17 protein-coding genes are annotated in these 19,493 nt (G+C 72.4%); 5 read left to right on the top strand and 12 right to left on the bottom strand.

What is annotated here, in order from left to right; translation table 11 throughout:
- Positions 1-28: 28 nt before the first annotated feature.
- From ligA to smc, 3 genes are all read right to left on the bottom strand, one after another.
- On the bottom strand, positions 29-2,113 hold the full coding sequence (gene ligA, locus BN940_RS05005) for an NAD-dependent DNA ligase LigA (RefSeq protein WP_043685918.1): 2,085 nt from the start codon (positions 2,111-2,113) through the stop codon (positions 29-31).
- A gap of 86 nt (positions 2,114-2,199) precedes the next feature.
- Positions 2,200-3,186 carry a cell division protein ZipA C-terminal FtsZ-binding domain-containing protein gene (locus tag BN940_RS05000; protein ID WP_043680807.1) on the bottom strand — a complete coding sequence of 329 codons (987 nt, stop codon included), beginning with the start codon at positions 3,184-3,186 and terminating at the stop codon, positions 2,200-2,202.
- 19 nt (positions 3,187-3,205) lie between these two features.
- Entirely contained in the window at positions 3,206-6,739 is a 3,534-nt protein-coding gene (gene smc / locus BN940_RS04995) for a chromosome segregation protein SMC (RefSeq protein ID WP_043680803.1), read from the bottom strand.
- Between the two features lie 178 nt (positions 6,740-6,917).
- On the opposite strand from smc, the gene lplT reads away from it, so the two are divergent.
- On the top strand, positions 6,918-8,222 hold the full coding sequence (gene lplT / locus BN940_RS04990; protein ID WP_043680800.1) for a lysophospholipid transporter LplT: 1,305 nt from the start codon (positions 6,918-6,920) through the stop codon (positions 8,220-8,222).
- Between the two features lies 1 nt (position 8,223).
- On the opposite strand, the gene BN940_RS04985 is transcribed toward lplT, so the two are convergent.
- The 3 genes from BN940_RS04985 to tsaB are packed head-to-tail and all read right to left on the bottom strand — an operon-like array spanning position 8,224 to position 10,456.
- Positions 8,224-9,222 carry a uracil-DNA glycosylase gene (locus BN940_RS04985; RefSeq protein ID WP_052355620.1) on the bottom strand — a complete coding sequence of 333 codons (999 nt, stop codon included), beginning with the start codon at positions 9,220-9,222 and terminating at the stop codon, positions 8,224-8,226.
- The gene (gene rimI, locus BN940_RS20220) at positions 9,219-9,656 is read right to left on the bottom strand and encodes a ribosomal protein S18-alanine N-acetyltransferase (protein ID WP_338075610.1); all 438 of its coding nucleotides are present in this window, start codon (positions 9,654-9,656) and stop codon (positions 9,219-9,221) included. Before rimI ends, BN940_RS04985 begins: the two co-directional genes overlap by 4 nt.
- The gene (gene tsaB / locus BN940_RS20215) at positions 9,653-10,456 is read right to left on the bottom strand and encodes a tRNA (adenosine(37)-N6)-threonylcarbamoyltransferase complex dimerization subunit type 1 TsaB (protein WP_338075602.1); all 804 of its coding nucleotides are present in this window, start codon (positions 10,454-10,456) and stop codon (positions 9,653-9,655) included. Before tsaB ends, rimI begins: the two co-directional genes overlap by 4 nt.
- Positions 10,457-10,588: 132 nt before the next feature.
- Between tsaB and ompR the strand changes: the two genes are divergently transcribed.
- From ompR to BN940_RS04965, 3 genes are all read left to right on the top strand, one after another.
- A complete protein-coding gene (ompR, locus tag BN940_RS04975; protein WP_043680797.1) occupies positions 10,589-11,323 on the top strand; it encodes an osmolarity response regulator transcription factor OmpR in 735 nt (244 codons plus the stop codon).
- Positions 11,324-11,380: 57 nt separating this feature from the next.
- The gene (locus BN940_RS04970; protein ID WP_043680794.1) at positions 11,381-12,748 is read left to right on the top strand and encodes an ATP-binding protein; all 1,368 of its coding nucleotides are present in this window, start codon (positions 11,381-11,383) and stop codon (positions 12,746-12,748) included.
- Between the two features lie 92 nt (positions 12,749-12,840).
- A complete protein-coding gene (locus BN940_RS04965; RefSeq protein ID WP_043680791.1) occupies positions 12,841-13,389 on the top strand; it encodes a peroxiredoxin in 549 nt (182 codons plus the stop codon).
- A gap of 10 nt (positions 13,390-13,399) precedes the next feature.
- Here the strand turns inward: BN940_RS04965 and ispF are convergent, their stop codons facing one another.
- Both ispF and BN940_RS04955 read right to left on the bottom strand, forming a co-directional pair.
- Positions 13,400-13,891 carry a 2-C-methyl-D-erythritol 2,4-cyclodiphosphate synthase gene (gene ispF, locus BN940_RS04960; RefSeq protein WP_043680789.1) on the bottom strand — a complete coding sequence of 164 codons (492 nt, stop codon included), beginning with the start codon at positions 13,889-13,891 and terminating at the stop codon, positions 13,400-13,402.
- A gap of 30 nt (positions 13,892-13,921) precedes the next feature.
- Entirely contained in the window at positions 13,922-14,662 is a 741-nt protein-coding gene (locus tag BN940_RS04955) for an IspD/TarI family cytidylyltransferase (RefSeq protein WP_052355619.1), read from the bottom strand.
- Between the two features lie 456 nt (positions 14,663-15,118).
- Here BN940_RS04955 and eda point away from each other — a divergent pair, with 456 nt between their 5' ends.
- The gene (eda, locus tag BN940_RS04950) at positions 15,119-15,745 is read left to right on the top strand and encodes a bifunctional 4-hydroxy-2-oxoglutarate aldolase/2-dehydro-3-deoxy-phosphogluconate aldolase (RefSeq protein ID WP_043680786.1); all 627 of its coding nucleotides are present in this window, start codon (positions 15,119-15,121) and stop codon (positions 15,743-15,745) included.
- Between the two features lie 147 nt (positions 15,746-15,892).
- Here eda and BN940_RS04945 read toward each other — a convergent pair whose 3' ends face one another.
- From BN940_RS04945 to BN940_RS04930, 4 genes are all read right to left on the bottom strand, one after another.
- Positions 15,893-16,861 (bottom strand): 2-hydroxyacid dehydrogenase, encoded by a 969-nt coding sequence (locus BN940_RS04945; protein WP_043680783.1) that lies wholly within the window; start codon positions 16,859-16,861, stop codon positions 15,893-15,895.
- Between the two features lie 98 nt (positions 16,862-16,959).
- Positions 16,960-17,910, bottom strand: a complete 951-nt coding sequence (locus BN940_RS04940) for a sugar kinase (RefSeq protein WP_043680780.1) — start codon at positions 17,908-17,910, stop codon at positions 16,960-16,962.
- Positions 17,897-18,694: a TIM barrel protein gene (locus BN940_RS04935; RefSeq protein ID WP_043680778.1), complete on the bottom strand. Its 798-nt coding sequence runs from the start codon at positions 18,692-18,694 to the stop codon at positions 17,897-17,899. Before BN940_RS04935 ends, BN940_RS04940 begins: the two co-directional genes overlap by 14 nt.
- A 9-nt stretch (positions 18,695-18,703) precedes the next feature.
- The gene (locus tag BN940_RS04930; RefSeq protein ID WP_052355618.1) at positions 18,704-19,474 is read right to left on the bottom strand and encodes an amino acid ABC transporter ATP-binding protein; all 771 of its coding nucleotides are present in this window, start codon (positions 19,472-19,474) and stop codon (positions 18,704-18,706) included.
- Between the last annotated feature and the right edge of the window lie 19 nt (positions 19,475-19,493).

The raw sequence follows: 19,493 nt of genomic DNA, 5'->3' as shown, positions 1-19,493 counted from the left end.
GGGAGGCCGTTTTCATTCGATCAGGGATTCAGCCCTGCCCCAGCAGCGCCTGCAGTCCGGCTTCGTCGATCACGGCCACGCCCAGTTCGGCGGCCTTGGCGAGCTTGCTGCCGGCGTCCTCGCCGGCCACCACCCAGGCGGTCTTGCGCGATACCGAGCCGCTGACCTTGCCGCCGGCGGCCAGGATCAGGCGCGTGGCCTCGTCGCGGCTCAGGGTGGGCAGGGTGCCCGTCAGCACCAGGGTCTTGCCCGCCAGGGGCTTTTCGCCGGCGGGCGCCGCGTCGGCCTGGGGCTCGACTCCCTCGGCGCGCAGCGCGGCGATGACCTCGCGGTTGTGCGCCTCGGCGAAGAAGCGCCGGATCGAGGCCGCCACCACCGGGCCGACGTCCGGCACCTGCAGCAGTTCTTCCTCGGAGGCGTCCATGATGGCCTCGATGGAGCCGAAATGCCGCGCCACGTCGCGCGCGGTGGTCTCGCCCACGTGGCGGATGCCCAGGGCGTACAGCAGGCGCGACAGCGGCGGGCGGCGGCGCTGATTGATCGCCTCCACCAGGTTGCGCGCCGATTTCGCCCCCATGCGGGGATAGCTGGCCAGCACCAGTTCCCCCCCGCCCGCCGGGTCCGCCAGCTTGTACAGGTCGGCCAGGGTGTGGACCCTGCCGCTGTCCACCAGCTGCTCGATCAGCTTGTCGCCCAGGCCGTCGATGTCCAGGGCCTTGCGGCTGGCGGCATGCCACAGGGTCTGCTTGCGCTGCGCGGGGCAGAACAGCCCGCCGGTGCAGCGCGTGATGGCCTCGCCCCCCGGGCGCTCGACCGCCGAGCCGCAGACGGGGCACACCGGACAGGCGGCCAGCAGGTCGAAAACCTGGGCGTCTGCCGGGCGCAGCGACAGCACCGGCCCGACCACCTCGGGGATCACGTCGCCGGCGCGGCGCACCACCACGGTGTCGCCGATGCGCACGTCCTTGCGGCGGATCTCGTCCTCGTTGTGCAGCGTGGCGTTGGTGACGGTCACGCCGCCGACGAAGACCGGCTGCAGCCGGGCCACCGGCGTCAGCGCGCCGGTGCGCCCCACCTGGACTTCGATGCCGATCAGCCGGGTGGTTTCCTCCTGGGCGGGGAATTTGTGCGCGATGGCGAAGCGCGGCGCGCGCGCGACGAAACCCAGCACGTCCTGGGCGCGCAGGTCGTCCACCTTGTAGACCACCCCGTCGATCTCGTAGGGCAGCTCCGCACGCGACGCCCCCACGGTCTCGTAGAAGCGCAGCAATCCGGCCGCGCCCCGGCACGCCGTGCGGCCGGGGCTGACGGCGAAGCCGAAGCCGGCCAGCCAGTCCAGCATCGCGGAATGGGTGGGGCGCGGCCGCAGGTCGGCGCCGCGATCGTCCTGGATCTGCCCCCAGCCGTAGGCGTAGAAGCGCAGCGGCCGGGTGGCCGTCACACGCGGATCGAGCTGGCGCAGGCTGCCGGCCGCGGCGTTGCGCGGATTGACGAAGGGCTTGTCGCCCCGGGCGACCTGGGCCTCGTTCAGGCGCGCGAAGTCCGCCCGCGTCATCAGGACCTCGCCGCGCACTTCGAGCACGGCGGGCGCCTCGCCCCGCAGGCGCAGGGGCACCGAGCGCAGCGTGCGGATGTTGGCGGTGATGTCCTCGCCCCGGGCGCCGTCGCCCCGGGTCGCCGCCTGCACCAGGCGCCCGCCCTCGTAGCGCAGGCTGACGGCCAGGCCGTCGAACTTGTATTCCGCGACGTAGGCGACGCCGGCTTCGGGCGCCGCGCCGGCCAGCAGGCCGGATCCGATCAGGGTGGAGACGATGCGCTCGTCGAAGGCGACGATGTCCTCGGCGTCGAAGGCGTTGCCCAGCGACAGCATGCGCACGGCGTGCCGCACGGTGGCGAAATGCGCCAGCGGCGCCGCGCCGACCCGCTGCGTGGGGGAATCGGGCGTCACCCAGTCCGGATGCTCGCGTTCGAGGGCCTGCAGCTCGGCCATCAGGCGGTCGTACTGCGCGTCCGAGACGGAGGGCGCGTCCTCGACGTAGTAGCGGCGGTTGTGGCTCTCGATCTCGGCGCGCAGGGCCTCCAGGCGCTGCCGGTCGGCGGCCGCCCGGGCCACGGCGGCCGTGTCGGCCGCGGCGTCCGGCGCCGCCGGGTCCGGCCGCGAGCCTCCCTGGCCGGCGGCGTGCGCGTCGGCGCGTGCGGTCACGAGAACACCCGTGCCGCGCGGTCCGTGCCGGCCAGGAAGCCGGCCTGGTCGAGCTGGTCGTACAGCGCGCTGATCTGCCGGTCGATGGCGGGCGCGGAACCGTCCTGGAAGGTGCGGCCCTGGTCGTCCAGCACGTGGGCGTCCAGGCGCGTGGCCAGGTCGCGTCCCACGGCCACCATGCGGCTGAAGGCCTGGTCGTCGGGCAGGCTGTTGGGCACGTCCAGCACCAGGTCCACGCGGTGCGCGGACCCGCCTTCCGCGGCATCGATCTGCAGGGCGAAGCGCGGCAGGCCGTTTTCCGCCATCCAGGCCCACTGGCCGCGCGCCTGGACGAAGCCCGCCTCGGCGGCCGCCTGGAGGATCGCCGCCACCGGACGCGGCTGCGCCAGCTGCAGGATCAGCCCGACCTGGGCGTCCATGGCGGCACAGCGCGCGTCCAGCTCCGCCGCCTGGCGCAGCACCGCATCCTGGTCCGGAGCCTCGATCAGGCCCTCGAAGCGCTCGGCCAGGTTCTGCGCCAGGGTCCAGAGGTTGGACCATTCGATGGCCGTGAGCGGGCCGCTGCGATTGGCCAGCACCACCGCCAGCTGCAGCGACACGTAGGATTCGCCCGGCAGCGCCTCGGCGCGGTGGCCGCCGCCCTCGCGCTCGGCGAACACGCGCACCGGCTTCTTGCCGACGCGGGTGATGGAGCGCAGGGCCTCGGCCAGGGACTCGCCCGCCACGGGATGGGCCAGGGCGATGTCGATCACCGCCTCGCAGGCGGGGTCGGCCTCGGCGCTCTCGTCGGCCGCCGGGCGGCCGGCCTGCCACACCGGTTCGCGCCGGGGCGCCGCATCGCGCATCAGCACGTCGTGGCCGGTGTCGGGCAGCGACTGGCGCATGCTGCGCCGCGCCCGCCAGTCCTGCCACGCGTTGTACAGCAGGACGACGACGATCAGCGCCACCCCGATCGAAATCAGCAAGATCTGCAAGTCGCTCATAGAACCCTCTTCGTCCGGATCAGGCCGCCTCGGCCGCCCATTGCAGGGCCGAGTCCATGTCCACGGCCACGATCCGCGACACGCCCTGCTCCTGCATGGTCACCCCGACCAGCTGCCGTGCCATCTGCATGGCGATTTTGTTGTGTGAAATGAACAGGAACTGCGTCTGGCCGCTCATGCCGCGCACCAGGTTCGCGTACCGTTCGGTATTGGCGTCGTCCAGCGGCGCATCGACCTCGTCGAGCAGGCAGAACGGCGCCGGATTGAGCTTGAACAAGGCGAACACCAGGGCCGTCGCCGTCAGGGCCTTTTCGCCGCCCGACAGCAGGTGGATGGTGCTGTTGCGCTTGCCCGGCGGCTGGGCCATGACCTGAACGCCGGCGTCCAGGATTTCCTCGCCGGTCATGGTCAGGCGGGCCTCGCCGCCGCCGAACAGCTGGGGAAAGAGCTCGCCGAAATGGCCGTTGACCGTCTCGAAGGTCTGCGACAGCAGCTCGCGGGTCTCGCGGTCGATGCGGCGGATGGCGTTCTCCAGAGTGTCGATGGCGGCCAGCAGGTCGGCCTGCTGGGCGTCGAGAAAGCCCTTGCGCTCGCGCGCCGCCGTCAGCTCGTCGAGCGCCGCGAGGTTCACGGCGCCCAGCGCTTCGATGCCGCGCGTGATGCGCTGGACTTCGGACTGCAGCCAGTCCAGGCGCCGCCACGGGGGCGGCTGCTCGTCCAGGTGGCGGCGCAGGGCGTCGCGGTCCACCTGGCGGGCGTCGAGCTGCTCGGCGAACTGCTCGACCGACAGGCGCGAGGCCTGTTCCTTGAGCTGCAGCTCGGTGATGCGCGCGCGCAGGGGGTCCAGGCCGCGCTCCAGCGTCAGCCGGCCCTCGTCGGCCTCGCGCAGGGCGGCGGCCGCCCGCTCCTGCTCCAGCCGCGCCTCGCGCAGGGCGTCCTCGCAGGCGGCCCGGGTTTCCAGGGCGTCCTGCAGGCCGGCCTGGGCCATGGATTCGTCCAGCTCGAACAGCTCGCCCTGCAGGGATTCGAGCTCGGCCCCCGAACGGCGGGCCTGTTCCTCGGCCAGCTGCAGGGTGCGGCGCAGTTCGTCGAGCCGGTGGCGCAGGGTGCGCACGGCGTATTCGGCTTCCTGGGCGGCGCGCTCCTGGTCGCGGCCCCGCTGGCGGGCCTGCTCGGCCTGGCGCGACAGGTCCTCGGCCTGCAGGTCCAGCTCCGCCAGGCGTTCCTGCTGTTCGGCCAGGACCTGGTCCAGGGACTCGAAGCGGGCCTCGGCCTCGGCCCGCCGCGCGTCGAGCGCGGCCTGCTGCCCGGCCAGCTCGTCCAGGTCGCGCGCCAGGCGGCGGGACTGCTCGTCGGACTGCGCCGCCTGCTGGCTGAGCTGCTGGTGGCGGATCTGCGCGTCGTGCTGCGCCCGCATGCGCTCGGCGATCTGCTGGCGCGCGGGCTGCAGCGCCTGAGCGAGGTTGCGGCAGGCGGCGTCGGCCTGGGCATGGGCGTCCAGGGCCTGGTCGGCGATCAGCCGGGCGGCGCGGATCTCCAGCGCCAGGTTGTCGATCTGCTGGCGGCGCGCCAGCTGGCCGGCCTGCTCCGAATCGGTGGCGTAGAAGCGCACGCTGCAGGCATCGACCCGGTGGCCGTCGCGCAGCACCCAGACGCCGCCCGGCGGCAGCTCGCCGCGCCGGGCGATGGCGGCGCCCAGGTCGTCGGCCACGCGCACGTCGCGCAGCCACACGGCCAGCAGGGCCTGCAGGGCGGCATCGCGCGCCTGGACGAAATCCAGCAGGCGCGGCGCGTCCGGCCCCGCCGGCGCGGGCGCCGCGGCCGCCTCGGGGACCTGGTAGAAGGCCAGGCGCGCGGGCGGCGCGTCCTGGGCGAAGGCGCGCACGTGGTCCAGCGTGCGCAGGCCCAGGGCGTTCATGCGTTCGTGCAGCACGGCTTCCAGGGCGGTTTCCCAGCCCGCCTCGACCCGCAGCTGCTGCCACAGGCGGGTCAGGCCGCCCAGCCCCTGGCGCTGCAGCCAGGGCTCCAGCGCGTCCTCGGACTGGATCTTTTCCTGGAGCGCGATCAGGGCCTGGCGGCGCGCGTCGAGCCTTTCGAGGTCCAGCCGGGCCGCCTGGCTGGCCTGCAGGGCCTCGGCCCGGGCGGCCTCCAGGTCCGGCAGGCGGGATTCGAGTTCGAGCAGCCGCGCCTGGGCTTCCTCCAGGCGTTCCTGGGCGACGGCGCATTCCCCCGCCCAGCGCTGCAGTTCGGCCGGGTCCGGCGCGCCCAGGGCGGCGCGCTCGGCTTCGAGGCGCGCGCGGCGGTCTTCCAGGGCGCGCCACTGGCCGTCGGCGTCGCGCTGGGACTGCGCGGCGAGCGCCAGGTCCTGTTCGGTGCGCGCCAGGGCGCGCCGCCATTCGTCTCTTTGGGCCGCCAGGCCGCGCAGGCGGGCGTCGAGTTCCGGCAGGCCGTCCTGGGCGCTTTGCGCCTGCTCGGCGAGCTGTTCGGCGCGGGCCTCGGCTTCCTCGATCTGCACCTGGGTGTCCTCGATCGAGGCCTGGCTGTGGGCGCGCTGGTCGCCCCATTCCTGCTGCTGGGCCTGCAATTGCGCGCGCCGGACCTGCAGGCGGTTGCGCGAATCGACCACGTGGCGGATTTCGGCTTCGAGGCGGCTGACCTGGGCGCCGGCCTCGAACAGCCGGCCCTGCGCCTGGTGGGCCCGCTCGCTGGCCTCGAAATGCGCGGCGCGGCGGGTTTCCAGGTCGGACTCCAGGGCGCGCAGCCCGGCCACGGCCGATTCCAGCTCGGCCTGGGCGCGTTCGGTTTCCACGGCCAGGGTCTGGCGGCTTTCGCGCGCGGCCTGCTCGCGCAGCAGCCACAGGGCGTGCTGCTTGAGTTCGCCTTCGGCCTGCAGCGCGCGGTAGTCGGCCGCCACCCGGGCCTGGGATTCGAGCTTTTCGAGCTGGCCGGCGAGTTCGCGCAGGATGTCTTCCAGCCGGGTGAGGTTTTCGCGCGTGTCGCTCAGGCGGTTCTCGGTTTCGCGGCGGCGTTCCTTGTAGCGCGACACGCCGGCGGCTTCTTCGAGGTAGACGCGCAGCTCCTCGGGGCGGGCCTCGATCAGGCGGTTGATCATGCCCTGGCCGATGATGGCGTAGCCGCGCGTGCCCAGCCCCGTCCCGAGGAAGATGTCGTGGATGTCGCGGCGGCGCACCGGCTGGTTGTTGACGAAGTAGCTGCTGGCGCCGTCGCGCGTGAGCACCCGGCGCACGGCGATCTCCGCGAAGGTGGACCACTGGCCCGCCGCCCGGCCCTGGCTGTTGTCGAACACCAGCTCGACCGAGGCGCGCGCGGCCGGCTTGCGCTGGCCCGAGCCGTTGAAGATCACGTCCTGCATCGAGGCGCCGCGCAGTTCGGACGCCTTGGTCTCGCCCAGCACCCAGCGCACGGCGTCGATGATGTTGGACTTGCCGCAGCCGTTGGGACCCACCACGCCGACCAGCTCGCTGGGCGTGGGAATCACGGTCGGATCCACGAAGGACTTGAATCCGGCAAGTTTGATCTGCGTGAGGCGCACGGTGCTGAGGCGGACGGAAAATCGTGGCGCGTGAATGACAGCGTATGATAACGCACCGGGTCCGGGCGACGGCCCGCGCGCGCCGCCGCCCGCGCGGCGACCCGCTATACTGCAACTCTTTTTTACGGGCGCGCCTCGCGGCGGCCGCCCCCTTCGTCAACCACTTCGGGGTCCGCGATTGAACAAGGGCTTTTACATGGTCATGGCCGCGCAGGCGCTTTCGTCCGTCGCGGACAACGCCCTGCTCATCGCCGCCATCGGGCTGATCGCCGACCTCAGCGGCCCGGACTGGATGGCCCCCATGATGAAGTGGTGGTTCGCCCTGGCCTACGTGGTGCTCGCGGCCTTCGTCGGCGCCTTCGCCGACGCCTTCCCCAAGGGCCGCGTCATGTTCGCCACCAACGCGCTCAAGACCTGCGGCTGTCTGCTGATGTTCAGCTACGGCGCGTTCGGGCTCGCCCATGGCCACCAACTGGTGCTGATCTTCGTGGCCTACACCGTCGTCGGCATCGGCGCGGCCGCCTATTCCCCGGCCAAGTACGGCATCGTCACCGAGATGCTGCCGCCCGAGCTGCTGGTCAAGGGCAACAGCTGGATCGAGGGCCTGACCGTGCTGTCGGTCATCGTCGGCACCGTGCTGGGGGGGGTGCTCATCAGCCCGGCGGTCTCGGCCTGGCTGATGTCCTTCGAGTGGGTGGACCGCCTGGCCGACAACGCCGCCCAGAGCGCCATCCTGATGATCGGCCTGGTCTACGTCGCCGCCGCTCTCTGCAACCTGCTGATTCCCGACACGCACGCCTTCTATCCCCGCCAGGAAACCCATCCGGCGGCCCTGATCCGCAATTTCACCCGCTACGTCCGCATCCTGTGGACCGACAAGCTCGGCCAGATCTCGCTGGCGGTCACCACCCTGTTCTGGGGCGCGGGCGCGACCCTGCAGTTCATCGTCATCGAGTGGGGCGCCCAGCACCTGGGCTACCGCCTGGACCAGGCCTCGGTGCTGATGGGGGTGGCCGCCTTCGGCACCGTGATCGGCGCGATCTGCGCCGGCCGGGTGCCGCTGCGCGGCGCGCTGGCGGTGCTGCCGGTGGGCGTGGTGATGGGCCTGGTGGTGCTGCTGATGCCGGCCGTCTACGCGCCCTGGGCGGTGTACTGCCTGCTGCTGCTGATCGGCGGCCTGTCGGGCTTCTTCGTGGTCCCCATGAACGCCCTGCTGCAGCACCGCGGCCACGTCCTGCTGTCGGCCGGCCATTCGATCGCCGTGCAGAACTTCAACGAGCAGCTGAACATCCTGCTGATGCTGGCCATGTACAGCCTCATGCTGTGGCTGGGCCTGTCGATCAACCTGATCATCGCCCTGTTCGGCATCCTGGTGGCCTGCCTGATGCTGGTCTTCATCCAGTGGAACCGGCTCAACCACCGCGCCCACCCCGAACTGAGCCAGATGATCGGGCAGCCGGGCCACGGCACGGCGCTGAACTGATTCACGGCCAGCGGCCTCGAACCATCGGCCTTGGCATGGACCCCGGCCGCCGTCCCGACGAAACCCGATCAGCCCCCGTTCCGGGGGCGGCCGCTTCCGCCTCGCGGACGGCGGCGGCCAGGCCGGCCAGGTCGCGCCAGGCCTCGGCCTTCCAGGCGGAGCGCACCAGCAGCGAAGAAGGCGGGTGGGTGACCCACACCGGGATCGGCTCGCCCTGCCCGGGCACGTGCCGGTGAGGGCCGCCGCGCAAGGCGTCCAGGTCCGCATCCGTCCCGATCACCGCCTGCGCGGCCACCCGGCCCAGCGCCAGGATCCAGCGCGGCCGCAGCAGGGCGATCTGCCGGCGCAGCCACGGCAGGCAGGCCGCGATGTCCTGCGCCGACGGCTCGCGTCCGCCCACGGCGCGGCATTTCACGACATGGGTCAGGTAGGCCGATTCCCCCTGCGGCAGGCGCGCGGCCGCCAGCATGGCCGCCAGCAGGCGGCCCTGGTCGCCCTGGAAGGGCCGGCCGCTGGCGTCGTCCTCGATGCCGGGCTGCTCGCCGACGATCAGGTAGTACGGCCGGACCGCCTCGCCCGCCCCGGGCACCGCCCGCACGCGCTGGCCATGGCGCTCGCACCGGCGGCAGGCCGACACCGCCGCGTCCAGCGCGGCCAGGTCGGGGCAATCCGCCGGCGCGGCGGCGTCGGCGGCCGGCGCGGGCGGCACGGCGAGCCCGGCCGGAGCGCGCACGCGCGTCGGGCCGGGAGCCGGCACGGGGGGCGAGGGAGCGCGGAATCCAGCTCCGGTGCGCGCTGCGGTTTCGACGGCGGCATCGGCATTGACGGTACCGGCATCGACCGCATCGGCATCGACCGCATCGGCATCGACCGCATCGGCATCGACGGCACCGGTCCCGGCGGGCGCCGGCGCCGGCCGCTCCGCCAGCCAGTGGGTGTCCAGGCCGATCTCGGCGAGCCAGGCGAGCTGGCCCGGGCGCAGCGGGACGCGCGGCGTCATGCGGCGTCCGCCGCCAGGGCCAGGGTCATGATCCAGGCATCCTCGCGTCCCTGGGTGGCCGGGTAATAGCCACGCCGCAGTCCCACCTGGGCGAAGCCGTGGCGGCGATAGAAGGCGATGGCGCGTTCGTTGCTGGGGCGGACTTCCAGCGTCAGGGCCGGCAGGCCGGCCTGGCGGCAATGGTCGATGCAGCGGCGCAGCAGGCGCTCGCCCACGCCCTGGCGCTGCGCGTCGGGGCGCACGCCGATGACCAGCAGGTGCGCCATGTCCGGGGCATCCATCACCAGGGCGAAGCCGAGCATCGCCCCCATGCGGCGCACCACCCAGCCGCGATAGCCGGCGGCCAGGCCGTCGGCGAAATTCTTGCGCGTCCAGGGAAAGGACTGCACCCGGCTCTCGATGGCGGCGACCTCGTCGACGTCGGCGGCCGTCATGTCGTGCAGGGTGAGGGCCGCCGCATCCACCTGGGGATTGCCCCCCAGCCCGCCGGCGCGCTCGACCGTGGTGTAGGCGACCTTGTCGCGCACGTAGGCGGGCGAGGCCAGGGCGGCGTCCACCGCCCGCCCTTCCCGCCAGGCCTGCTCCGCCAGCCGGGCGATGGTGCCGGCCTGGGCGTGCGCGCCCTCCGGCGCCGCGGCCGCGCGCCGCGCGCCCAGGGCTTCGAGCTCGCGCGCCAGGCCGGGAAAGACGTCGAGCGCATCGCCATGCGCCGTCCAGCCGCCCCCGCCCGCATGCCCCAGCCGGCCGATTCGCGCGCGGCCCAGTCCGCCACGTCGGCGCGCGCCAGCAGGGCCGGCGCCTGCAGCGTGACCCAGTCCGCGCCGCCCGCGCGGTAGGCGGCGGCGTAGACCTCGTTCATGCGCGCGTCCTGCAGCACCACGTGCACCCCCGCCGGGTCCTCGCCGGCCCCCTGCAGCGCCACCGCGCACAGGGAATCCACCGGCAGCACGGGGACGTCGAGCGCCACGGCCAGGCCCTGGGCGACGCCGCAGGCCACGCGCAGCCCCGTGAAGCCCCCCGGCCCCTGGCCGAAGGCGATCGCCGACAGGTCGCGCCGCGCCAGGCCGGCCTGGTCCAGCAGCCCCTGCGCCATGGGCAGGATGCGCTCGGCGTGCGCGCCGCGGCCCTCGTGCTGGGCCGTGCGCAGCCGGGTGCGGCCGGCCGTCCGGGACAGCAGCGCGACGCCGCACAAAGTGCTTGATGTTTCAAACGCGAGAATGTGAAAATCGTCCATGGCCCGGCCATTTTAAAGGAGAGGCCAAGGGTGGCGCTTATTCCTGTTTCCCAAACGACGACCAAACGCTTATTGTGTAATTTGTTGTGATAAGCGCTGGTGCCCATTTCCCGACCCTGTTACATTTTCCGCATGAACACGCAAACCCAGACCCTCACCCGCAAGATCCTCATCGTCGACGACGATCCCAGGCTGCGCGATCTGCTGCGCCGTTACCTGTCCGAGCAGGGTTTCAATGTCTACGTCGCCGAGGACGCCAAGGAAATGGCCAAGCTCTGGCAACGCGAACACTTCGATCTCCTGGTGCTGGACCTGATGCTGCCCGGCGAGGACGGCCTGTCCATCTGCCGCCGCCTGCGCGGCAGCCACGACAACACGCCCATCATCATGCTGACCGCCAAGGCCGAGGAAATCGACCGCATCGTCGGGCTGGAAATGGGCGCCGACGACTACCTCACCAAGCCTTTCAACCCGCGCGAGCTGCTCGCCCGGGTCAACGCAATCCTGCGCCGCCGCGGCACCGAAGAACACCCCGGCGCCCCCAGCCAGGAAAACGAATCCGTGGAATTCGGCCCCTACGTGCTGAACCTCTCCACCCGCACCCTGACGCGCAACGGCGAAGCCGTGCCCATCACCACCGGCGAATTCTCCGTGCTCAAGGTCTTCGCCCGCCACCCCAAGGTCCCGCTGTCGCGCGACAAGCTCATGGAACTGGCCCGGGGCCGCGAATACGAAGCCTTCGACCGCAGCCTGGACGTGCAGATCTCGCGCCTGCGCAAGCTGATCGAGCCCAACCCCTCCAAGCCGGTCTTCATCCAGACGGTCTGGGGGCTGGGCTACGTGTTCGTGCCCGACGGCGGCCAGTAGGCCCTCTTCCCTCCCGCGGGCCGCGCACCCGCGTCCAGCATCCAGGTGCAGGCATCCATGACTTTTTCGAGGCGGCTCCGGCACGGCATCCGGCTCCGGCTGCGGCTGGGGCTGTTCAGCCGGTCCTTCCTGCTGATCGCCTCGCTGATGCTGGTCAGCCTGGGGGCGTGGCTGCAGATCGTCTTCAACATCGAGGAAGGCCCGCGCGCCGCGCAGCTGGCGCAGCGCATCGCCACCACGGTCAGCATCACGCGCTCGGCCCTGGTGTACGCGCCGCCGCCCGTGCGGCCCTCCCTGCTGCTGGACCTGGCCACCCAGGAAAGCCTGCGCGTCCAGCCGCGCGAGCGTTCCGACGTGCTCGAGCCCCTGCCCCACTCCGACTACTGGACCAACGTGTCCGGCGAGATCCGCAACCGCCTGGGCAGCCAGACGGCCATCATGTGGTCCGTGAACCAGGTGCCCGGCATCTGGATCAGCTTCAACATCAACGAGGACCTGTACTGGCTGGTCTTCGACCGCGACCAGCTGCGCCTGACCACCGGCCGCGAATGGCTGGGCTGGGTGGCGGCGTCCCTGATGCTGGCGCTGCTGGGCGCGGCCATCAGCGTGCGCTTCATCAACCAGCCCCTGGCCCAGCTGGCCAAGGTCGCCCAGCAGCTCGCGCGCGGCGAGACCCCCACCCCGCTGCCGGAAAAGGGGCCGGTCGAGATCCGCGACATGAACATCGCCTTCAACCGCATGGCGCGCGACCTGCGGCAGAACGAGGCCGACCGGGAAATCATGCTGGCGGGGATCTCCCACGACCTGCGCACCCCGCTGGCGCGCATCCGCCTGGAAATCGAGATGAGCCACATGACCGACGAGGCCCGCCAGGCCATCGACGAGGACCTGGCCCAGATCAACCACAGCATCGGCCAGCTGATGGAATACGCGCGGCCGGCCGGCCAGGTGCCCGAAACCGGCGTCGACGTGTCCTCCGTGCTGCGGGACCTGTTCGAGCGCGAGCGCAGCCACACCGAATCCCTGGGCGGCGAGCTGGAAGCCTCCATCCAGCCCGGCCTGCAGGCGCGGATCAGCGCCAACGACCTCAAGCGCATCGTCAGCAACCTGATCGAGAACGCGCGGCGCTACGGCCGCAGCGCCAGCGACGGGCGCGCCCACATCCGGCTGGTCGCCTACCAGGCCGGCAACCAGCTCACCATCGAGGTCCGCGACCAGGGCGTGGGCATCCCCCAGACCGACATCCAGCGGCTGCTGCGGCCCTTCGCGCGCGGCGAATCCGCCCGCACCGGGGTGAGCGGCGCCGGCCTGGGCCTGTCCATCGTCGAGCGGCTGCTGGGCCAGGTGGGCGGCAAGTTCACCCTGGCGCCCAACATCCCGCATGGGCTGCTGGCGCGCATCGAGATCCCCAAGGCCAAGGGGTAGCGCGGCGCCGATGCGCACCGGCCCGCGCGGACGGAGCCATGGCGTAGAATGAGGCGGCGGCCCCCATGGCCGTACTCATCTCAGGAGCCCCGATGAAAACCATAGGCGACAAGCTCGAGGCCTTCCGCGTCACCGGCGTCAAGCCGGGATTCAATCAGCACGAGGAAAACGGCGTCTCGGCCTTCGAGGACATCACGGAATCGTCCTTCCCCGGCAAATGGAAGGTGATCTACTTCTACCCCAAGGACTTCACCCAGGTCTGCCCGACGGAAATCCTCGGCTTCAACGCCCTGGCCGAGGAATTCGAGGCGCGCGGCGCCGTGCTCATGGGCGGCTCGACCGACAACGAATACGTCAAGCTCGCCTGGCGGCGCGCCAGCCCCGAATTCGACAAGCTCAATCACTACCAGTTCAGCGACACGGCGGGCGCGCTGGTCGATCCGCTGGGCATCCGCGAAAAATCCGAGGGCGTCGCCCTGCGGGCCACCTTCATCGTCGATCCGGACAACATCATCCAGCACGTGTCGGTCAACAACTTCAACGTCGGCCGCAACCCCGAGGAAACCCTGCGCGTCCTCGACGCGCTGCTCACCGACGAGCTGTGCGCCTGCAACCGCCCCATCGGGGGCGGTACGCTGTAGCTGTAGCCCCTTAAACCTGGGCCAGCAGCGCCACGGCGCTGGCCGCGATGCCCTCGCCCCGGCCCAGGTAGCCCAGGCCCTCGTTGGTCTTGGCCTTGACGTTCACCCTCGCCGCCTCGATGCCCAATTCACCGGCGATGCAGGCGGCCATGGCCGGCGCGTGCGGCGCGATCTTCGGCGCCTGCGCGTGCACCGTGGCGTCCACGTTGACCACGGTCCAGCCCGCCGCGCGGGCCAGGCGCGCGGCCTCGCGCAGGAACAGGCGGCTGTCGGCGCCGGCCCAGCGCGGATCGCGGTCGGAGAAATGGCGGCCGATGTCCCCCAGCCCGGCGGCGCCCAGCACCGCGTCGGTGATCGCGTGCAGCAGCACGTCGGCGTCCGAATGGCCGACCAGGCCCCGGTCGTGGGGGATGCGCACGCCGCCGATGATGAGCGGCCGGCCTTCGGCCAGGACGTGCAGGTCGTGGCCCTGGCCGATGCGGAAAGGAAAGGGGGACGTCATGATGGGGGGCGTGCTCCAGTGGGGTGCCGTTCAGCGGACGCGCGGCGCACCACGCGCCGCCAGCCGGTCCTCGAACCAGGCGAAATCTTCCGGCCAGGTCAGCTTGTCGTTGGCCCGCGCGCCGCGCACCAGCAGCGGCGCGCGGTCCGGCGCGCCGGCCAGCTCCACCGCCGAGGCCTCGTCGGTCACGCGCGGGTCGCCGGCGCACGCGTCCAGCGCCGCCCGCAGCTCGCCGGCGCGGAACATCTGCGGCGTCTGCGCCAGCCACAGGCCCTCGCGCGGCAGGGTCCGCGCCACGCGGGCGTGATCGGCGGGCGCATCCGCGGCCTGCTTGACCGTGTCGGCCACCGGCAGGGCCAGCAGCCCGCCCCGGTCCCGCGACAGGCAGGCGTCGATCAGGCGCGCCAGGGCGTCGGCCGGCAGGCCCGGCCGGGCGGCGTCGTGCACCAGCACCCAGGTGTCGTCGGCCAGGGCCGCGTCGGCGGCCGCGTCCCGCAGGGCGGCGCGCACCGTCTCGGCGCGCGTGGGGCCGCCGCAGGGCCGCCAGACCGTGCGCGGCAGGCCCGCGAGCGCCTCGTCCGCCCAGGGATCGCCGGGCGCCACGGCCACCCGGACCTGCGCGATGCGGGGATCGGCCAGCAGCGCGCGCACGGCATGGCGCAGCATGGGCTCGCCGCCCAGGGCGCGGTACTGCTTCGGCCGGCCGTCGGCGGCGCCGGCGCGCGCGCCGATGCCGGCGGCGGGCACCAGGGCGATCAGGGACGCGGTCATCGGGAAGCCTTCCCGTCCAGGCCGGGCGGGCGCGCGGGCCGTGCCGCGCCGGGCGGGCGCAAGGGTGCGTTCATGGGGAGCGATTTTAGCCCACGGCGATCCTGGAATCCGGCGCGCCCCGCAGGGGCCGCGCGGAAGGTGTTCGCCAAAGAAGTTCCCGGCAAGGCTCTCCCGAAAGGGCCGGCTGCGGAAGATCCGGCCGGGAAAGGCCGGCGGGGGAGGCTCATCCAGAAAAATCCATCCGGCACAGCTCATCCGTGAAGGATCATCCGTGAGGGATCATCCGGCAAGGATCATCCGTGAAGGATCATCCGTGAAGGATCATCCGGAAAGGTTCCCCGGAAAGGTTCCCCGGAAAAGTAGCCGGAATATCACGATCGTGAAAACATCGATGCCATCCTCTTTCGCATGTAGAATGGCTACATTCACCGCTTCGGCGCCCGCGCCCTCCTGCCCATGAACGCCCTCGAACTGATCGAACTCAGCCCCGTCATGCCGGTCATCGTGGTCCGCGACCCGGACACGGCCGTGGATCTGGCCCGCGCGCTGGTCGCGGGCGGGGTGCGCACGCTGGAAATCACGCTGCGTTCGGCGGCGGCGCTGGACGCCATCGCCGCCATCGGGGCCCAGGTGCCCGAGGCGGTGGTCGGCGTGGGCACCGTGCGCACGCCGCAGCAGCTGGACGCCGCCGTGCGCGCCGGCGCCCGCTTCGGCATCAGTCCCGGCCTCACCGAAGACCTGGCGCGCGCCGCGCACGCCTCGGGCATACCCTTCCTGCCGGGGGTCTCCACGGCGTCGGAGGCCATGCGCGCGGCCGAGCTGGGTTTCCTGGTGCAGAAGCTGTTCCCGGCCGAGGCCGTGGGGGGCGCGGCGCTGCTGAAGGCCTGGCACGGCCCCCTGCCCGACCTGATCTTCTGCCCCACGGGGGGCATTCACGCGGGCAACGCCGCCCAGTACCTGGCCCTGCCCAACGTCGGCTGCGTGGGCGGCTCCTGGCTGACTCCGGCGGCCGCCGTCGAGGCCCGCCAATGGGACGCCATCACGGCCCTCGCCCGCGAGGCCCACGCGCTGGGCAACCCCTGAATCCGTTGCGGCGGCGGGCCGGCGCAGCCGCCGGCCGCGCCCCGGCCGGCGGAGCCCGGCACGGCTCGCCGCATCATGCCGGCGCCGCGCGCCCGACCGGACATCAACCGGACATCAACCAGGCGTCAGCCTGACTTCAACCTGCCATCAACCGAGCGGATAGGCGGCCGCCGGAGCCTCGCCCCGCAGCACCCGCAACAGATTGTCGACCGCCATGGCCGCCATGGCCGTGCGCGTCTCGTGCGTGGCCGAGCCGATGTGCGGCAGCGCCAGGATGCGCGGATGGCCGCGCAGCGGCGAATCCGGCGGCAGCGGCTCGACGTCGAACACGTCCAGCCCGGCCGCGCGCAGGCGCCCGCTCTCCAGCGCGTCCAGCAGGGCGCGCTCCTGCACGATGGGGCCGCGCGCGCCATTGATCAGGATCGCGCCGGGCTTCATGCGGGCGAAGGCCTGCGGCCCGATCAGGCCGCGCGTGGAGTCGGTCAGCGGCAGGACCAGCACCACGAAATCGGCCGCCTCCAGCAGCTCGTCCAGTCCGGCGGCGCGCGCCTTGCCGGGCGGCAGGCCGCTGCCGACCGGGCGCCGGGCGTGATAGACGACCGGCATGCCGAAGCCCAGCGCCGCCCGGCGCGCCAGCGCCTGGCCGATGCGGCCGTAGCCGACGATGCCCAGGGTCTTGCCGTGCACGTCCCAGCCGTATTCCTCGGGGCCGACGTTGCGCACCCACCGCCCTTCGCGCACCAGGCTCGCCATGTCGCACAGCCGGCGGCTGGTGGCCAGCACCATGCCGAACAGCAGGTCCGCCACCGATTCGGTCAGCACCCCGGGCGTGTGGCACAGCACGATGCCGCGCTCGCGCAGCGCGGCCAGCGGATAGGCGTCCACGCCCACCGAGATGCTGGACACCACCCGCAGGGCGGGCGCCCGGTCGAGCATCGCCGCGTCCAGGCGGACGCTGGAGCCGATCATGCCCTGGACCCGGCCCAGCGCCTGGAAGAACGCCTCGCGCTGGTCCTCGCGCCGGGGATCGGCCTGGATGACCTCGTGCTCCGCCTGGATCCGCGCCAGCTGCGGCTGGGGCAGTTCGCGGTAGACGAGGACGGTCTGGCGTGGCATGAGACGGACTCCCTGAAAAGATGGATTGGCCAAGATGGACCGGTCGCCGCGCCGCCCCGCGGGCGGCAGGCCGGCAAGCCGGCCGACGAACCGGCCGGCTACAGCCCGGCCAGCCCCAGCACGGCCCGGGTGGGCAGGCCTTCGGTGTCGCCGCGCACCTGCACCGCGCGCGCGCCGATCCAGGCCCCGCGCGCCACGGCGCGTTCCAGCGGCAGGCCTTCGAGCAGGCCGCTGATCACCCCCACGGCGAAGCCGTCGCCCGCGCCGACGGTATCGACGACGCGCTCCACCGGGCTGGCCGGCACGTGGCCGCTGCGCGTGCCGTCATCGTAATACGCCCCGTCGGGGCCGAGCTTGACGACCACCAGGCGCGCGCCCAGGCCGAGGTAGAAGCGCGCGACGGCTTCGGGCTCGTGCTCGCCGGTCAGGAGGCGTCCTTCCTCGATGCCGGGCAGCACCCAGTCCGCCAGGGCGGCCAGTTCGTTGATGCCGGCGCGCATGGCCTCGGTCGAGGCCCACAACGTGGGACGCAGGTTGGTATCGAAGGACACGGTCCGGCCGGCCTCGCGCATCAGGCGCATGGTCTGGCGCGACACCTCGAAGCTGTCCGCCGACACCGCCGCGAACACCCCGGTGGCGTGCAGGTGGCGGGCCGACAGCAGCCAGTCCAGGTCCACGTCGTCCAGGCGCATGCGGCTGGCGGCCGAGCCCGCCCGGTGGTATTCGACCTTGGGGTCGCTGCCGTCCAGGACCCGGCCCTTGAACAGCAGGCCGGTGCGCTCGCCCGGCGCCAGGGCCACGCGCGAACAGTCCACGCCCTCGCCACGCAGGCTGTCGAGCAGGTAGCGGCCCAGGGAATCCTGTCCCAGGCGGCTGCCCCAGCCCACGTGCAGGCCCAGGCGGGCCAGGCCGATGGCCACGTTGGTCTCGGCGCCGGCGGTGCGCTTGTGGAAGATCTCCACCTGTTCCAGCGGCCCGGGCTGCCCGGCCACCAGCATCACCATCGCCTCGCCCAGCGTGACGACGTCGAGCGGTTCAGTCGTTGTCATGGGAAGATTGCTCCAGTCGGCGCAGCGCGTCCAGCGCCTGGCCGGTGATCCGGGCGAGATCCGCGCCCGTCAGCGGATATTCGATGGCCCGGGGGGCGGCGGCGGGCAGCGCCCGCAGCACCGCGCGCCAGGGCGCGGCGGACGACTCCAGCGGCACGGCCACCCAGCGGTCGGGACGCCGCAGCGCCCCTTTGCAATGCACGTAGCGCACGCGCGACCCGAAGACGCCGGCCGCCCGCAGGGGGCATTCGCCCACCCAGTGCCAGTTGCCCATGTCGAAGGTCATGCCCAGCGGCAGCCCGGCATCGTCGGCCGCGCGGAAGAAGGCCCGCAGGGCCGGGACCGTGCCCGCCGATTCCGTCTGGTCGTTCTCCACCAGCAGCTCGACCGGCGCGCCGGCCAGCAGGATCCGCAGGCTGTCCAGGCCCGCCGGGGCGTGCGGTGCGAAGCCGCCGATCGACATTTTCAGCCAGGCCGCCCCCAGCCGGGCCGCGCGCTCCAGGCCTTCGCGCACCGCGGCCTCGTCGAGGCGGCCGGAGGCGTCCCAGATCCCGCGCGGACTGGAATAGACGCGCGCCAGGCCGGCCTCGGCGGCCAGCGCCGCCAGCGCGTCGAGCTCGCCCGCGGCATCCTCGCGCAGCAGCTCGCCGCGCACCTCGATGCCGTCGGCGCCGGCCGTGCGCGCCAGGCGCGCGAACCAGGCCTGGCCATGGCGCCGGACTTCGTCGGCGCCGAACGCCGTCAGGGACACCAGCGCGCCGCGCGCCGGAATCTGCATGTGCATGGCCGGCCCTCAGTGATTCAGGATCTGGCCGAGGAAGCTGCGCGTCTTCTCGTGGCTCGGGTTCTCGAAGAACTGGTCCGGCGGCGCCTGCTCGACGATCCGGCCGTCGGCCATGAAGATCACCCGGTCGGCCACGCTGCGGGCGAAGCCCATCTCGTGGGTCACGCACAGCATGGTCATGCCGTCGCGCGCCAGGCCGATCATGGTGTCCAGGACCTCCTTGACCATTTCCGGGTCCAGCGCGGAGGTGGGCTCGTCGAACAGCATGACCTTGGGGGTCATGCACAGCGCGCGGGCGATGGCCACGCGCTGCTGCTGCCCGCCCGAGAGCTGGCTGGGGTATTTGTGCGCCTGCTCGGCGATCCGCACGCGCGACAGATATTCCATCGCCAGGGCCTCGGCCTGGTCGGCCTTCAGCCCGCGCGAGCGCATCGGCGCCAGCATGCAGTTGCGCAGCACCGTCATGTGCGGAAACAGGTTGAACTGCTGGAACACCATGCCGACTTCCTGCCGCACGGCATCGACCCCGCGCCCGTCGGCGCCCAGGACGATGCCGTCCACCACGATGCGCCCGTCCCGGATGGACTCCAGGCCGTTGATGCAGCGGATCAGGGTGGACTTGCCCGAACCCGAAGGCCCGCAGATCACGATGCGCTCGCCCGCCGCCACCGTCAGGTCGATGTCGGTCAGGGCATGGAACTGCCCATACCATTTGTTGAGCTTCTCGATCTGGATGATCGGAGCGCCCGGAGGCGCGTTGCGGGTCGGGGTCGCGGTCATGGCGGCGGGTCGGGAGTCG

It is taken from the genome of Castellaniella defragrans 65Phen, from assembly GCF_000612685.1.
GTDB classification, from domain to species: Bacteria; Pseudomonadota; Gammaproteobacteria; order Burkholderiales; family Burkholderiaceae_B; genus Castellaniella; species Castellaniella defragrans.
Note: the sequence above shows the minus strand (reverse complement) of the source record. Positions and strands in the feature narration are given on the sequence as shown.

What these genes read in the sequence shown, in the direction of transcription:
- BN940_RS05000 (WP_043680807.1), bottom strand. Translation starts at nt 3,186, where the DNA reads ATGAGCGACTTGCAGATCTTGCTGATTTCGATCGGGGTGGCGCTGATC.
- BN940_RS04985 (WP_052355620.1), bottom strand. Translation starts at nt 9,222, where the DNA reads ATGACGCCGCGCGTCCCGCTGCGCCCGGGCCAGCTCGCCTGGCTCGCC.
- rimI (WP_338075610.1), bottom strand. Translation starts at nt 9,656, where the DNA reads ATGACGGCCGCCGACGTCGACGAGGTCGCCGCCATCGAGAGCCGGGTG.
- tsaB (WP_338075602.1), bottom strand. Translation starts at nt 10,456, where the DNA reads ATGGACGATTTTCACATTCTCGCGTTTGAAACATCAAGCACTTTGTGC.
- ompR (WP_043680797.1), top strand. Translation starts at nt 10,589, where the DNA reads ATGAACACGCAAACCCAGACCCTCACCCGCAAGATCCTCATCGTCGAC.
- BN940_RS04970 (WP_043680794.1), top strand. Translation starts at nt 11,381, where the DNA reads ATGACTTTTTCGAGGCGGCTCCGGCACGGCATCCGGCTCCGGCTGCGG.
- BN940_RS04965 (WP_043680791.1), top strand. Translation starts at nt 12,841, where the DNA reads ATGAAAACCATAGGCGACAAGCTCGAGGCCTTCCGCGTCACCGGCGTC.
- ispF (WP_043680789.1), bottom strand. Translation starts at nt 13,891, where the DNA reads ATGACGTCCCCCTTTCCTTTCCGCATCGGCCAGGGCCACGACCTGCAC.
- BN940_RS04955 (WP_052355619.1), bottom strand. Translation starts at nt 14,662, where the DNA reads ATGACCGCGTCCCTGATCGCCCTGGTGCCCGCCGCCGGCATCGGCGCG.
- eda (WP_043680786.1), top strand. Translation starts at nt 15,119, where the DNA reads ATGAACGCCCTCGAACTGATCGAACTCAGCCCCGTCATGCCGGTCATC.
- BN940_RS04945 (WP_043680783.1), bottom strand. Translation starts at nt 16,861, where the DNA reads ATGCCACGCCAGACCGTCCTCGTCTACCGCGAACTGCCCCAGCCGCAG.
- BN940_RS04940 (WP_043680780.1), bottom strand. Translation starts at nt 17,910, where the DNA reads ATGACAACGACTGAACCGCTCGACGTCGTCACGCTGGGCGAGGCGATG.
- BN940_RS04935 (WP_043680778.1), bottom strand. Translation starts at nt 18,694, where the DNA reads ATGCACATGCAGATTCCGGCGCGCGGCGCGCTGGTGTCCCTGACGGCG.
- BN940_RS04930 (WP_052355618.1), bottom strand. Translation starts at nt 19,474, where the DNA reads ATGACCGCGACCCCGACCCGCAACGCGCCTCCGGGCGCTCCGATCATC.